The sequence below is a fragment of the Microvirga sp. P5_D2 genome, assembly GCF_054049475.1.
The window spans coordinates 17,028-29,241 of the sequence record NZ_JBFUMH010000009.1; the positions used below are offsets into that span (position 1 = coordinate 17,028).

General features: G+C 62.7%; 15 protein-coding genes. 6 read left to right on the plus strand and 9 right to left on the minus strand.

Annotation, left to right across the window (positions count from 1 at the left end; genetic code table 11):
* Positions 1-10: 10 nt before the first annotated feature.
* The 3 genes from thrS to ACXJKO_RS05100 all read right to left on the minus strand — a co-directional run bounded on the left by thrS (position 11) and on the right by ACXJKO_RS05100 (position 2,886).
* Positions 11-2,023, minus strand: coding sequence for a threonine--tRNA ligase (gene thrS, locus ACXJKO_RS05090; protein WP_457089998.1), 2,013 nt, complete (start codon positions 2,021-2,023; stop codon positions 11-13).
* 76 nt (positions 2,024-2,099) lie between these two features.
* Positions 2,100-2,441, minus strand: a complete 342-nt coding sequence (gene yidD / locus ACXJKO_RS05095; RefSeq protein WP_457089999.1) for a membrane protein insertion efficiency factor YidD — start codon at positions 2,439-2,441, stop codon at positions 2,100-2,102.
* Position 2,442: 1 nt separating this feature from the next.
* A complete protein-coding gene (locus tag ACXJKO_RS05100; protein WP_457090000.1) occupies positions 2,443-2,886 on the minus strand; it encodes an iron-sulfur cluster assembly scaffold protein in 444 nt (147 codons plus the stop codon).
* A 167-nt stretch (positions 2,887-3,053) separates the two neighbouring features.
* On the opposite strand from ACXJKO_RS05100, the gene folE reads away from it, so the two are divergent.
* From folE to ACXJKO_RS05120, 4 genes are all read left to right on the plus strand, one after another.
* Positions 3,054-3,689 carry a GTP cyclohydrolase I FolE gene (folE, locus tag ACXJKO_RS05105; RefSeq protein WP_457090001.1) on the plus strand — a complete coding sequence of 212 codons (636 nt, stop codon included), beginning with the start codon at positions 3,054-3,056 and terminating at the stop codon, positions 3,687-3,689.
* A gap of 196 nt (positions 3,690-3,885) precedes the next feature.
* Complete coding sequence (hisI, locus tag ACXJKO_RS05110) at positions 3,886-4,302, plus strand: phosphoribosyl-AMP cyclohydrolase (protein ID WP_457090002.1); 417 nt, start codon at positions 3,886-3,888, stop codon at positions 4,300-4,302.
* A gap of 61 nt (positions 4,303-4,363) precedes the next feature.
* Positions 4,364-5,524, plus strand: a complete 1,161-nt coding sequence (locus ACXJKO_RS05115) for an MFS transporter (protein ID WP_457090003.1) — start codon at positions 4,364-4,366, stop codon at positions 5,522-5,524.
* A gap of 82 nt (positions 5,525-5,606) precedes the next feature.
* Positions 5,607-6,617: a patatin-like phospholipase family protein gene (locus ACXJKO_RS05120; protein WP_457090004.1), complete on the plus strand. Its 1,011-nt coding sequence runs from the start codon at positions 5,607-5,609 to the stop codon at positions 6,615-6,617.
* Here the strand turns inward: ACXJKO_RS05120 and ACXJKO_RS05125 are convergent, their stop codons facing one another.
* Together ACXJKO_RS05125 and ACXJKO_RS05130 are read right to left on the minus strand one after the other, a co-directional pair.
* Positions 6,618-7,049 (minus strand): CBS domain-containing protein, encoded by a 432-nt coding sequence (locus tag ACXJKO_RS05125; protein WP_457090005.1) that lies wholly within the window; start codon positions 7,047-7,049, stop codon positions 6,618-6,620. It abuts the gene before it with no gap.
* A 128-nt stretch (positions 7,050-7,177) separates the two neighbouring features.
* Complete coding sequence (locus ACXJKO_RS05130) at positions 7,178-7,993, minus strand: rhomboid family intramembrane serine protease (protein ID WP_457090006.1); 816 nt, start codon at positions 7,991-7,993, stop codon at positions 7,178-7,180.
* Positions 7,994-8,344: 351 nt separating this feature from the next.
* On the opposite strand from ACXJKO_RS05130, the gene ACXJKO_RS05135 reads away from it, so the two are divergent.
* A complete protein-coding gene (locus ACXJKO_RS05135; protein WP_457090007.1) occupies positions 8,345-8,974 on the plus strand; it encodes a transglutaminase-like cysteine peptidase in 630 nt (209 codons plus the stop codon).
* A gap of 58 nt (positions 8,975-9,032) precedes the next feature.
* On the opposite strand, the gene ACXJKO_RS05140 is transcribed toward ACXJKO_RS05135, so the two are convergent.
* The 3 genes from ACXJKO_RS05140 to cysE form a co-directional block, all read right to left on the minus strand.
* On the minus strand, positions 9,033-9,563 hold the full coding sequence (locus tag ACXJKO_RS05140; RefSeq protein ID WP_457090008.1) for a gamma carbonic anhydrase family protein: 531 nt from the start codon (positions 9,561-9,563) through the stop codon (positions 9,033-9,035).
* A 62-nt stretch (positions 9,564-9,625) separates the two neighbouring features.
* On the minus strand, positions 9,626-9,838 hold the full coding sequence (locus ACXJKO_RS05145) for a DUF3126 family protein (RefSeq protein ID WP_457090009.1): 213 nt from the start codon (positions 9,836-9,838) through the stop codon (positions 9,626-9,628).
* A gap of 95 nt (positions 9,839-9,933) precedes the next feature.
* Positions 9,934-10,770 carry a serine O-acetyltransferase gene (gene cysE, locus ACXJKO_RS05150; RefSeq protein ID WP_457090010.1) on the minus strand — a complete coding sequence of 279 codons (837 nt, stop codon included), beginning with the start codon at positions 10,768-10,770 and terminating at the stop codon, positions 9,934-9,936.
* 128 nt (positions 10,771-10,898) lie between these two features.
* On the opposite strand from cysE, the gene ACXJKO_RS05155 reads away from it, so the two are divergent.
* Positions 10,899-11,699 carry an enoyl-CoA hydratase gene (locus ACXJKO_RS05155; protein WP_457090011.1) on the plus strand — a complete coding sequence of 267 codons (801 nt, stop codon included), beginning with the start codon at positions 10,899-10,901 and terminating at the stop codon, positions 11,697-11,699.
* 2 nt (positions 11,700-11,701) lie between these two features.
* Here the strand turns inward: ACXJKO_RS05155 and ACXJKO_RS05160 are convergent, their stop codons facing one another.
* Positions 11,702-12,187: a class I SAM-dependent methyltransferase gene (locus ACXJKO_RS05160; protein WP_457090012.1), complete on the minus strand. Its 486-nt coding sequence runs from the start codon at positions 12,185-12,187 to the stop codon at positions 11,702-11,704.
* Positions 12,188-12,214: the final 27 nt, after the last annotated feature.

Genomic DNA, 12,214 nt, shown 5'->3' on the forward strand with positions numbered 1-12,214 from the left:
TTCGGAAACCTTACGCCACCGTCCCCGCCACTACATGCTGCCCGTCGAGCGTAGCGTGGCCTTCCGGCTCCGACACGGCTTTCGCGGCGCTTCTGCGGTCCGGCGTGATGGCCTCTGCGGCGAGCGCCTTCAGCGCGTCGTCGAGCGACATGGACTTCTGGTCCGGGCTGCCGAGGCGGCGGATCGAGACGGTGCGTTCGGCCGCTTCCTTGCGGCCCACCACGAGAAGCACTGGCACCTTCACCAGTGAATGCTCGCGGACCTTGTAGTTGATCTTCTCGTTGCGAAGATCGGCTTCCACGCGCAGGCCTGCTGCTTCAGCTGCGTTCACCACTTCCATGGCGTAGTCGTCGCCCTCGGAGGTGATGGTGGCGACCACCACTTGCGYCGGCGCGAGCCAGAGCGGGAAGTGGCCGGCGAAGTGCTCGATCAGGATGCCGGTAAAGCGCTCCATGGAGCCGCAGATCGCGCGGTGCACCATGACGGGTGTTTTCTTCTGGCCGTCCGCATCGACGTAGAACGCGCCGAAACGCTCCGGCAGGTTGAAGTCCACCTGTGTGGTGCCGCACTGCCAGTCACGGCCGATGGCATCGCGCAGCACGTATTCGAACTTCGGCCCGTAGAACGCGCCCTCGCCCGGATTGATCGAGGTCTTGATGCGTCCGCCGGACTGGTCCTCGATCTGCTTCAAGACGCGGGTCATCACGTCTTCCGCGTGATCCCACATCTCGTCGGTGCCGACGCGCTTCTCGGGCCGCGTGGAGAGCTTCACGACGATCTCGTCGAAGCCGAAATCGGCATAGGTCGAGAGAATGAGATCGTTGATCTTCAGGCACTCGGCGGCAAGCTGATCTTCCGTGCAGAAGATATGCGCGTCGTCCTGCGTGAAACCGCGCACGCGCATCAGGCCGTGAAGCGCGCCAGACGGCTCATAGCGATGCACGTTGCCGAATTCAGCGAGGCGCAGCGGCAGGTCGCGATACGACTTCAAGCCATGCTTGAAGATCTGCACGTGGCCGGGGCAGTTCATCGGCTTGATCGCGAAGACGCGCTCGTCCTCGGTCTGCGTCGCGAACATGTTCTCGCGATACCAGCCCCAGTGACCTGACGTTTCCCAAAGAGCCTTGTCGAGGATCTGCGGCGCGTTCACCTCCTGATAGGTGCCCTTCAGGCGGCGGCGCATGTAGGAAATCAGCTCCTGGAACACCGTCCAGCCCTTCGGGTGCCAGAACACGACGCCCGGCCCCTCCTCCTGGAAGTGGAACAGGTCCATCTCGCGGCCCAGGCGGCGGTGATCGCGCTTCTCGGCCTCTTCGAGCTGGCGAATGTAATTGTCGAGATCCTCCTGGCTTGCCCAGGCGGTCGCGTAGATGCGGGTGAGCATCGCGTTGTTCGAGTCGCCGCGCCAATAGGCGCCCGCCACCTTCATGAGCTTGAAGGCGTTGCCGATCTTGCCCGTGGAGGACATGTGCGGACCCCGGCAGAGATCGAACCAATCGCCCTGGAAATAGATTTTCAGATCCTGACCCGCCGGAATCGCGTCGATGAGCTCGATCTTGTAGGTCTCGCCCTTGTCCTTGAAGACCTGCTTGGCCTTGTCGCGGCTCCAGACTTCCTTCGTGAAGGGCTTATCGCGCGCGATGATCTCGCGCATCTTCGCCTCGATGGCGGGGAAGTCTTCCGGTGTGAAGGGCTCGTTGCGGGCGAAGTCGTAATAGAAGCCGTTCTCGATCACGGGACCAATGGTCACCTGCGTTCCGGGGAAAAGCTCCTGCACCGCCTCGGCCAGCACGTGCGCGGCATCGTGCCGGATCAGCTCCAGCGCGCGCGGGTCCTCGCGGTTCAAAAATTCGATCTTGGCATCCGTGGTGATCGGATCGGCAAGGTCGGTCACCGTGCCGTCGAGCGCCATGGCGACGGTGCGCTTGGCGAGGGACTTGGCGATGCCTTCCACGATCTCGCGACCGGAGATGCCGGGGGGAAACTGGCGCTGGGCGCCATCGGGAAATGTCAGGGTAATCATCGATAAGGATCTCCTGGCTCACTCCTGCCAACGGAGCAGGTAAGCGGGGGCCGACGGTTTGTTGGATAGGGCGAAATCAGCCGCCGTCAGGTTCGACCGGATCGCAGGTGATCGCAGGGGGATTTTTCGGCGCGTTCACGCCCCGCCAGCGACCATAGGCCCACGGCTTATACCAGGCCGAGCCTTCGGGCAATGTTTCAGGAACATTGTCGATGCCATGGGTGCCAAAGGGCCCGCAGCGGCAGATGCGGGCAAAACCCATCCACCCGCCCGGCCAGAAGCCGTATGTCTGGATCGCCTCGTCGGTGTATTCGGAGCAGGACGGCAGGTGCCGGCACTGGCGGCCGATCAGCCCGGAGAGGCTGAGCTGGTAGCCCCGGATCGCCCAATGCGCCGCCTGCTGGACCGGGCTCGGCATCTTAAGATCCGCTTCCCCGCTTGGCCTCGATCTGGCCGAGCGCATCCGCCACAGCGTCGAAGGTGAGCAGGATCGAGGCATGACGGGCCTTGTACTCGCGCAGGGGCTCCAGAAGGCTCAACTCCTGCCACTTGCCGGAAGGTGGCTCGCCGTTTTCCTTGAGAACACGAATGGCCACCTCGCGAATCCGGAGTAACTCTTCGGCGCTGGAGCCGATGACATGCCGACCCATGATGGCCGAGGTTGCCTGACCGAGAGCGCACGCTTTCACATCGTGGGCGAAGGCCGTTACGATGTTTCCATCCACTTTGATGTCAACCGTGACCGTTGAGCCACAGAGCTTCGAATAGGCCGTTGCGGAGGCGTCAGGGGCCTCTAATCGTCCTAAGCAGGGAATATTCGCCGCAAGCTCTAGGACATGACGGCTATAGATATCATTCAGCATTTCAGGTTATGACTTTACGCATGGGAACGCGTGTCGCGTTTCTATCATATAAATATCATAACCGAACTTCGCGATGGGGCAGTGTGTTGGCTTATACGGAAGGCGGGAGTGACTCGTCGGAAGCGCTCTGCTTCCCCTAGCGTAGTAGTTCGAAAGAGAGGCTCCACATGGAAGATGTGGTTAAGTCCTTGTCCCCGCGCCTGGTATCAGTCGCCGACAAGCATGTAGACCGCCCGACCCGGGAGGAGGCCGAAGCGGCCGTCCGCACCCTGCTTCGTTGGGCCGGAGACGATCCGCAGCGCGAAGGCCTGCTGGACACCCCGAAACGCGTCGCCAAAGCGTTCAAGGAACTCTATTCGGGTTATCACGATGACCCGAAGGACGTTCTGAACAAGATCTTCGCCGAGGTAGAAGGCTACGATGACATCGTGCTCGTGCGCGACATCCCCTTCTACTCCCATTGCGAGCACCACATGGTGCCCTTTTACGGCATGGCGCACATCGCCTATTACCCGACGAAGGGTGTCGTGGGGCTCTCCAAGCTCGCGCGTCTGGTCGAAGTCTATGCCCGTCGTCTCCAGACCCAGGAGACCATGACGGCGCAAATCGCCACGGCCATGGTCGAGGCCCTCGAGCCGCGCGGCGTAGCCGTGATGATCGAGGCCGAGCACATGTGCATGTCCATGCGCGGCGTGCAGAAGGCTGGCGCCATGACGCTCACCACCCAGTTCACCGGAATCTTCAAGGACGATCCCACCGAGCAGGTGCGCTTCCTCACCCTCGTGAGGCACGGCAGGACCTGAGCCTGATCTCGGCTTCGGACGCCCTTTCCAAGGTTCGAATATCTCTCACCTCATCCTGAGGGCCTGCGCGGCAGGCGTCTCGAAGGATCATCCAGCGATCTCTGGAGCTTTCTTCGAGATGTCTTTAACGCGGCTCCTCAGGGTGAGGTTTTCGTATAATGTGCGGCGCTGCTGCCTCCTTATCGAGAGACCTCCCATGTGCGCGTCCTGCCCCAGCCCCTTCCCTGCTCCCGGTTCCAAAGCGGAACTTGAAGAAGGGACCGCCCTCACCCCACGTTTCGGTGCCGACGGGCTCGTGACCTGCGTCACGACGGATTCAGAAACCGGTGAGCTGCTGATGGTGGCGCATATGAATGCCGAGGCTCTCGCCAAGACCGTCGAGACCGGCGAGGCCTGGTATTGGTCGCGCTCGCGCGGGGAACTCTGGCACAAGGGCGCCACGAGCGGCCAGATCCAGACGGTCCTGGAGATACGGGTGGATTGCGACCAGGACGCCCTGTGGCTCAAGGTTCAGGTCGCGGGCGATGGCGGCTGCTGTCATACCGGCCGCCGCTCCTGCTTCTACCGCAAGGTGGAAACTGCGGATGGCAAGCCCCGGCTCGTTCAGGGCTGAATGGCTCCCATACGTCAATGAAGGGGTGAAAATCGCCGAGGGGCCCGCTAAAAGCCCTGTCATGACACGACGCGATCTCCTCCCGGCCCGGGCGGCCACGAGCGCCCTCTTCTTCGTCAATGGCTTCGGTATCGGCACCTGGGCGGCGCAGCTTCCCCGGTTCAAGGCCGAGCTAACTTTAAGCGACGGGCAGCTCAGCCTCGGCCTCCTGGCCTTCGCCCTCGGCGCGGTAGCACTGATGCCGGTGATGGGCTGGGCCATCACTCATATCGGCAGTCGGGCAACCACGCTCGCCGCGGCCTTTGCCTTCACCGCTGCGCTTCTCCTGATCGGCCTGTCCCCGTCGCTGACCTTCTTCGTCGCGGCGGCGCTTCTGGCAGGCGCGTGCAACGGCACCATGGACATCGCCATGAACACCAACGCCACCGTGGTCGAGAAGGCCTGGGGCTCTGCCATCATGTCGTCGTTTCACGCCTATTTCAGCTTGGGCGGCTTTGCGGGCGCGGCCCTATCGGGGCTGCTGATCTGGCTCGGCTTCGGAATCTTCGCTACGCTCCTCATCTCCTGCCTCGGCATGGCGCTGGTTGCGCTCATAGCCGCCTTCGGCATGATCGGTGAGAAGGACCGTGCCCCTGAAGGCCATGGCTTTGCCATTCCGCGTGGGCCCGTCGTCATCGTCGCGGTGCTCGCCATGTTCTGCTTCATCGTGGAAGGCGCCATGGTCGATTGGACGGCGATCTATCTGCAAACGGTGGGCGAAGCGACCGAGGAGCGGGCCGTCATGGGCTTTGCGGCTTTCTCCATCGCCATGACCATCTGCCGCTTCTTGGGCGATGCCATCGTGAATCGGATCGGTCGCGGCCGCATCGTGCAGTTGGGCGCCGCGCTGGCCGGTCTGGGATTGCTCCTGGCGATCCTCCTGCCGCAGCCGCTTCCCGCCACCATCGGCTTCCTGCTGGTGGGCTTCGGGCTCGCCAACGTCGTGCCTGTACTCTTCAGCACGGCGGCCCAGATGAAGGGTATTGCGCCAAGCATGGGCGTCGCCATGGTGGCGACTTTGGGCTACGGCGGCTATCTCGGAGGCCCACCGCTCATTGGGTTCGGCGGCGATCTTTTCGGCCTTCGCACCATGTTCGGCGTGCTGATCCTGCTCTGCCTCGTCATCATCATTTTGTCGCAGCGAGCCCTTCGAGCTCCTACTGTTCAGTTTTCGTCAACATGACCTAATTGAAACTGTAAGGCACGTTTCATCGGACCTTTACCCAGACTGGGTACGATCCGCATGAACGGCTTGGAGTGACGCGATGTTGTGGGACGGCATTGCCCGGCGCAGCGCTGGGGCTGGAGGCGGCGGYGGTGTGGTGGAGATCAAGCAGCCGCACGAGCGGGACCCCCGCGCCAAGGTAAAGATCGGCCTGGCGCTCGGCGGCGGTGCCGCCAGGGGCTGGTCCCATATCGGCGTGCTGCGGGCTCTGGCGGAGGCCGGCATTGCGCCCGATGTGATCGCGGGCTGTTCCATCGGCGCCGTGGTGGGTGGCTGTTATGCCGCTGGAAAGCTCGACGAGCTGGAAGCCTTCGCCCTGTCGCTCACCAAGCGGCGGGTGATGGGTCTGCTCGATTTCCATTTCAGCGGCGCGGGCCTGATCGCGGGCGGGCGCCTCCAGCGCCTTCTTGATCAGGATCTCACGGACCGGCGCGTGGAATCGCTGCCGATCAAGTTCTGCACCATCGCCACTGAGCTCATGAGCGGCCACGAAATCTGGCTGACGCGCGGGCCGCTCGTCCAGGCCATGCGCGCATCCTATGCGCTGCCGGGCATGTTCGATCCGGTCATGATCGGCGGGCGCTGGCTCATGGACGGCGCTCTCGTGAACCCGATCCCGATCACCGCCGCCCGCGCGCTCGGCGCGGACCTCGTCATCTGCGTCAATCTCAACGGCGAGGTGCGCGTGCGCGGCACGGTGATCCAGTCCTATGACGCCGAGACCAGCGACGAGACGGAGATCGAGGAAGCGATCCAGGATGCGCCGCGCCGCTGGGGCATTTTCCCCGCTGCCCGCGCGGACAAACCGCGTCGTCCCAACGCGCCAGGCATGGCGACCGTGATGGTGGATGCCTTCAACATCACGCAGGACCGGATCGCGCGCTCGCGCCTTGCGGGCGATCCGCCCGACATCATGGTTGCGCCGAAGCTCGCGAAGATGGGTCTGTTCGAGTTCCACCGCGCGCAGGAATGCATTGCTCTGGGACGGCAGGCCACGGAACGCGCCCTGCCGGATATTCGAGAACTGCTTCAGGAAGCGCAGGCAACCTGATCAAGCCGTCGCGATATATTCCTTGATGGCCTGCGTCTCCGCCTCAATCTCTTCGAGGCGCAGCTTCACCACGTCGCCGATGGAGATGATGCCGACGAGGCTTCCGCCCTCCACCACCGGGATGTGCCGGAACTTCTGCTGCGTCATCAGCTCCATCACCTCGTTGATGGCGGTTTCGCCCGTGCAGGTGAACACCTGCTGAGTCATGTATTGAGAGATCGGCAGCTCCAGCGCGCCCGCGCCTTGAGACGCTACGGCGCGCACGATGTCGCGTTCGGAGACGATACCCGAAACGGGCTTGCTTCCATCCACCACCAGCAACGCGCCGATCCTGCGCTCCGATAGAATCTTGGCCGCTTCGCCCAAGGAGCGGTCGGGTTCGATCGAGACGACGTTGCGCCCTTTCAGCGAGAGGATTCGATTGACGATCATATTGTCCCTCCGATTGCGCAGAGGCGAAGAACCGTCAGCCTTCGCACCCGCTAGGTGACGTCAGAGCTCTGCCGAGGCAGCGCGCCCTGCGTCAGTTGGGAGAATGATCCGGGCAAACCATGGCGCTTTCAAGCCGAGATGCGACGAGATCGCGCAGGGATCGGATCGATCCAGGGGAAGAGGAAGAGACCGGCGAGGAAGCCGCCCACATGCGCCTCCCAGGCGATGTTGCCCTCCGCGAGGCCCACCGGCTCGACGAAGGCGAAGAGATAGTTCGTGGCGAACCACACCCCGATGAAGACGAGGAAGGACCGGTTGCCGAGAATTTCGACGAGGGGCTGTCGCGGCCGCTCATGAGGCTGGGCCAATCGCCCCTCCCAATGCCACGTGGCGGGAGCGAAGACGAACCAGGAGGCCGCACCCATGAGGCCGGAGACCGCTCCCGACGCGCCGATCATCGGAAAGATCTGGACCGGGTTCATGAAAGCATAGAACAGGGCGCCCGCCACGGCCGAGACAGCGGCGAGGAGCAAGAACCGCCACACCCCGACACGCCGCGCGATGGGCGTCCCGAAAGCCGCGAGCCAGACGCTGTTCAGGAGAAGATGCACCCAAGAGCCGTGGAGAAAGGCGTGGGTGATCGCCGTCAGGGGATGGCCCTCTCCATCCGCCAGAACGAACTGGGCCAGAGCCTCCAGCGATTCGATCGATTCGCCCGGCGCGCTCTCCTGCAGGTGCCGCACCACCTCTTGGATCTCGACGCCCCCATAGGCGACGGCCCAGCGGGCAGGAATAACTGCCCATTCGAAAACCAGCTCGATATCCGTCTCCTGGGAGAGGAACATGCGAAGCAGATGGATGCCTGCGAGGACCAGGATGCTGATGGTAACGACGGGCGGCAGGTTGAAAACCGGCTCGCGCAGGCGGGATTGAGAAGAGGGCATGGACAACTTTTTCATTGGCTGTCAGCATGGGGGCAAATGAGCTGGCAGCAAGCAAGATAATTCTTGGGCCTAGCTCCTAATGTGGCCCGCATTTCAAGCAAAACCAGACGGTTAGCGCCACGAGTCCTTCCCCTAGAGGAAGGCATTCCTTCCTAAACGTAGCCTTATTAATTTTTTGTTAACCATAAAGGAACCAATGAGGGGCGCGACGCGTTAACTCACCTTTTACTTTCCGCTTGAGCCGTAAATGCAACCATGTCAGTTTGGTTAAAAGAACGTTAAACCGGCTGGTGGGGCATGCGGTACATTAATTTCAAGAACGGCGCTTTTTGCGGAAAGAATGAGAAGTTTTTGAGTTCGGGCACTTTCATTACGGCAGCCTTTGCAACCCTTCTGATGGTCTTCACGGCCTCGGCCGTTCAGGCGCAGACCGTGGCTTCCCTGCCCGTTTCCAGCAACGCGATCAGGAGCGTGGGCGCCGCCAAGCCGCTTCTGGGCTGGACGAAGTTCTGCGAAAGCCATCCCGCCGAATGCGCCGTCGATGTGACCGAGCCCGAACTCGTCGAGCTGACCCCCCAGGTCTGGAAGAACATCGTAGCAGTTAACCAGCGCGTGAACACATCGATCAAGGCCGTGACCGATGCCGACCATTTCGGCGTCGTGGACACCTGGGGCTTCCCGGATGACGGCCGTGGCGATTGCGAGGACTTTCAGCTGCTCAAGCGCCGCATCCTCGTCGAGAACGGCCTTCCTCGCCGCGCCATGCGCATGGCCGTCGTGATCGACGAGCTGGGCGAAGGCCATGCGGTTCTCGTAGTCCGCACCAACCGGGGCGACTACATCCTGGACAACAAGACGTCCTCGATCCTGCCCTGGGGCCGTACCGGCTATGTCTATATCAAGCGCGAGAGCCAGGACACCGTCGGCTGGGTGTCGCTCGGCGGCATCGCCACCTCGCCGACCACGACCGCGAATCCCTAAAACAAAACCGGCATGTTCGCGCCGGTTTCAATCCCCTGAATTCCATGCATGAGGCGGGTCAGTCGATCCGCCTCATTCCGTTTGAGAACCGCTTCCAGTTCGACACGTAGCTCTGCGCCGAGCGCCGCAGCTGCTCGATGGCGGCCTCATCGAGCACCCGGATCGCCTTGGCCGGCGCGCCGACGATCAGCGAATTATCCGGAAACTCCTTACCCTCGGTCACCAGCGCATTGGCGCCCACCAGGCAGTTCGCGCCGATACGGGCATGGTTGAGCACGGTCGCCCCCATGCCGATCAGCGAATTGTCGCCGATGGTGCAGCCATGCAGGATCGCCTTGTGGCCGATGGTGCAGCCTTCGCCGATGGTGAGCGGTGCGCCCATATCCGTATGGAGCACGGCCGCTTCCTGGATATTGCTGGCGTCGCCGATATCGATCAGCTCATTGTCGCCGCGTAAAACGGCCCCGAACCAGATGCCTACATCGATCCCAAGGCGCACCTTGCCGATCACATGAGCGTCGGGAGCAATCCAGTACTGCCCATCCTCGGGGAGAATGGGGGCGACGTCATCGAGGCTGTAGATCGGCATCGGCGGTCCCTGTCCGGAGGCAGCTGAGCCCCGGCAGGGACCCCGCCGCGAAAATGTGCCTTTTAGTCCTCGAGATCCGTATCGAGGATGGCCATGGTGAAGTTGAAGGAACGGTCGCCGTCCTCGTCGTCGACGAAGAGCACGCCCAGGAATTCCTCACCAACATACACTTCCGCCGAGTCGGTCTTCTTGGGGCGACCGACAACACGGATCGAGTGGTTCGCAAAGGTCTGGCGCAGGTAACGCTCGACTTTCGCCATCTCCGTTTTATCCACTACACGTCCTTTCAAAGTTACACGGATGCAGCACTTGCCACGCCCGGCAAACGCGGGCAAGCGGGGTTAGGTCCAAAGCCTGGTCACTATCCCCTTCAGATCCCTTCCATCTCGGACAGAAGGTGGTCCATGGAGCGGGCGGGCTCGGCACATCCGGCGGTGCCAATGACCTTGGCCGGAACGCCGGCCACCGTGGCGTTATGGGGAACGGGCTTGAGCACGACCGAGCCTGCGGCGATTCTCGCGCAATGGCCGATCTCGATATTGCCGAGGATCTTGGCCCCCGCCCCGATCAACACGCCGTGCCGGATCTTGGGATGCCGGTCGCCGCGCTCCTTGCCGGTGCCGCCAAGCGTCACACCCTGGAGAATGGAGACGTCGTCCTCGACGACCGCCGTCGCGCCTACCACGAGGCCYGTGGCGTGATCGAGGAAAATGCCGCGTCCGATCCTGGCCGCCGGGTGGATATCGGTCTGGAACGTGTCGGAGGAGCGGCTCTGGAGGTAGAGCGCGAAATCCTGCCGCCCCTGGTTCCACAGCCAATGGGCCAGGCGGTGCGTCTGGATGGCATGGAAACCCTTGAAGTAAAGCAGCGGCTCGACGGCCCGCGACACGGCGGGATCACGGTCGAGCACGGCGTTGATATCGGCCCGGAAGGATTCGCCGATGCTCTTGTCCCGATCGGCGGCTTCCATGAACACCTGCTCGATGATGTCGGCGGGCATGGCTCTGTGGTTGAGGCGGGAGGTGACCCGATGAATGACCGCCGCTTCCAGGCTCGGCTGGTTCAGGATGGCAGTGAGGACGAAGCCGCCCAGCGCAGGCTCGCTCTTGACGATCGCCTCGGCCTCGCTGCGCAGGCGGTCCCAGATGGGATCGACCTTTCCGGCCAGGAAATCCGGCGATCCAGCCTTCAAGCGGCTCTGTGTCATGCTAATCTCCCTGCCGGCCCAGCTTTCGCTTAGCGCATCGAATGGATCCCAAAAGTGCATTCCACTTTTGGGTCCGATGCTCGATAGATAATAAGCCCTTGCTCCTTCCCACAGATCCAATCAACCCCATGACCGCATCTTTTTCAGACATCCATCCCAAGCTTGCCGTCTCGGTGGATGGCAGTGTCGCAACGCTCGCCATCGACAACCCGGCCAAGCACAACGCCCTCGATCTCGGGATGTGGCAAGCCCTGCCGGGCATCATCGCGGAGCTCGACCGCGACCCCGACATCCACGTCATCGTCCTGCGGGGTGCGGGCGCCGAATCCTTCGCATCGGGCGCCGATATCAGCGAGTTCTCGACGGTTCGGGCCAATGCCGAAGGCGGGCGGCATTACGAGGCGATCAACGAGGCGGCCTTCTGGGCGTTGGCCCATTGCTCGAAACCGGTGATCGCCATGATTAGGGGCTTCTGCCTCGGCGGCGGCTTCGGGCTCGCCCTCTCCTGCGACCTGCGCATCGCTTCGGAGACCGCCATCTTCGGCATTCCCGCCGCGCGCCTCGGGGTCGGCTATCCGCCCGGTGCCATGAAGCTGGTGACCGCTGCGGTCGGTGCGCCTGCGGCCAAGGACCTGTTCTACACCGCACGCCGCATCGGAGCCGAGGAGGCACTACGCCTCGGCGTCCTCCAGCGCGTGGTGCCCGACGGCCAGTTGGAAGACATCGTTCTCGCCCTCGCCCAGGACATCGCGGCGAATGCTCCGCTGACGATCCGCGCCGCGAAGGCCGCCATCGACGCGTCGATGGGCATCGCGCATCCCAATATCGATCCTGTTGCCCTGGCGGACCAGTGCTTCGACAGCGCGGATGCGGTCGAGGGGAGAAAGGCGTTCCTGGAAAAACGTAAGCCCGTCTTCACGGGCCGCTGAGATCAGCGGCGGTAGACGAAATACCGCCCTTCAGGAACGCCGGTCTTCGACGAGATATCCGTGCATCCCGGGAGATCGAAAGCCCTATCGCCGAGAATGAGTCCGCCGGGCATCAGGAGCTTTGCGAGCAGCGGAGAAAGGCGCAACGCCACTTCGCGATTGGCATCCTCGTTGCCGGTGCCGATGTCGATGTGAATCAAAGCGGCGGAGCCTTCTCCGAACCGCGCGATGAAGGCGGGCAAGGTCTCGAACACATCGCCGATGAAAAGATATCGTTCAGGCGGAATGCAATCGGGATGCGCTGCGACAGCGCGCTCGAACACATAAATCTCACGCCCCGGCATCCTCAAGCGCATGTGATCGTAGGTGCGCCCGTTACCGAGACCGACCTCCAGCACGAACCCATCCGGCGCGATCTCTCGCGCGGCCCAGTCGAGCAAATCTCGCTGAGCGGTCAAACGCCGGATCGCGCTGTCGAGACGTGTCATATGCGGTTCCTTTGCCGGTGGATCGGG

Excerpts from the sequence above, each read along its gene's own strand:
- folE (WP_457090001.1), top strand. The coding sequence starts at position 3,054 with ATGGAAGATGTGGTTAAGTCCTTGTCCCCGCGCCTGGTATCAGTCGCC.
- ACXJKO_RS05140 (WP_457090008.1), bottom strand. The coding sequence starts at position 9,563 with ATGCCGATCTACAGCCTCGATGACGTCGCCCCCATTCTCCCCGAGGAT.
- ACXJKO_RS05125 (WP_457090005.1), bottom strand. The coding sequence starts at position 7,049 with ATGATCGTCAATCGAATCCTCTCGCTGAAAGGGCGCAACGTCGTCTCG.
- ACXJKO_RS05160 (WP_457090012.1), bottom strand. The coding sequence starts at position 12,187 with ATGACACGTCTCGACAGCGCGATCCGGCGTTTGACCGCTCAGCGAGAT.
- ACXJKO_RS05100 (WP_457090000.1), bottom strand. The coding sequence starts at position 2,886 with ATGCTGAATGATATCTATAGCCGTCATGTCCTAGAGCTTGCGGCGAAT.
- yidD (WP_457089999.1), bottom strand. The coding sequence starts at position 2,441 with ATGCCGAGCCCGGTCCAGCAGGCGGCGCATTGGGCGATCCGGGGCTAC.
- ACXJKO_RS05115 (WP_457090003.1), top strand. The coding sequence starts at position 4,364 with ATGACACGACGCGATCTCCTCCCGGCCCGGGCGGCCACGAGCGCCCTC.
- ACXJKO_RS05130 (WP_457090006.1), bottom strand. The coding sequence starts at position 7,993 with ATGCCCTCTTCTCAATCCCGCCTGCGCGAGCCGGTTTTCAACCTGCCG.
- hisI (WP_457090002.1), top strand. The coding sequence starts at position 3,886 with ATGTGCGCGTCCTGCCCCAGCCCCTTCCCTGCTCCCGGTTCCAAAGCG.
- ACXJKO_RS05155 (WP_457090011.1), top strand. The coding sequence starts at position 10,899 with ATGACCGCATCTTTTTCAGACATCCATCCCAAGCTTGCCGTCTCGGTG.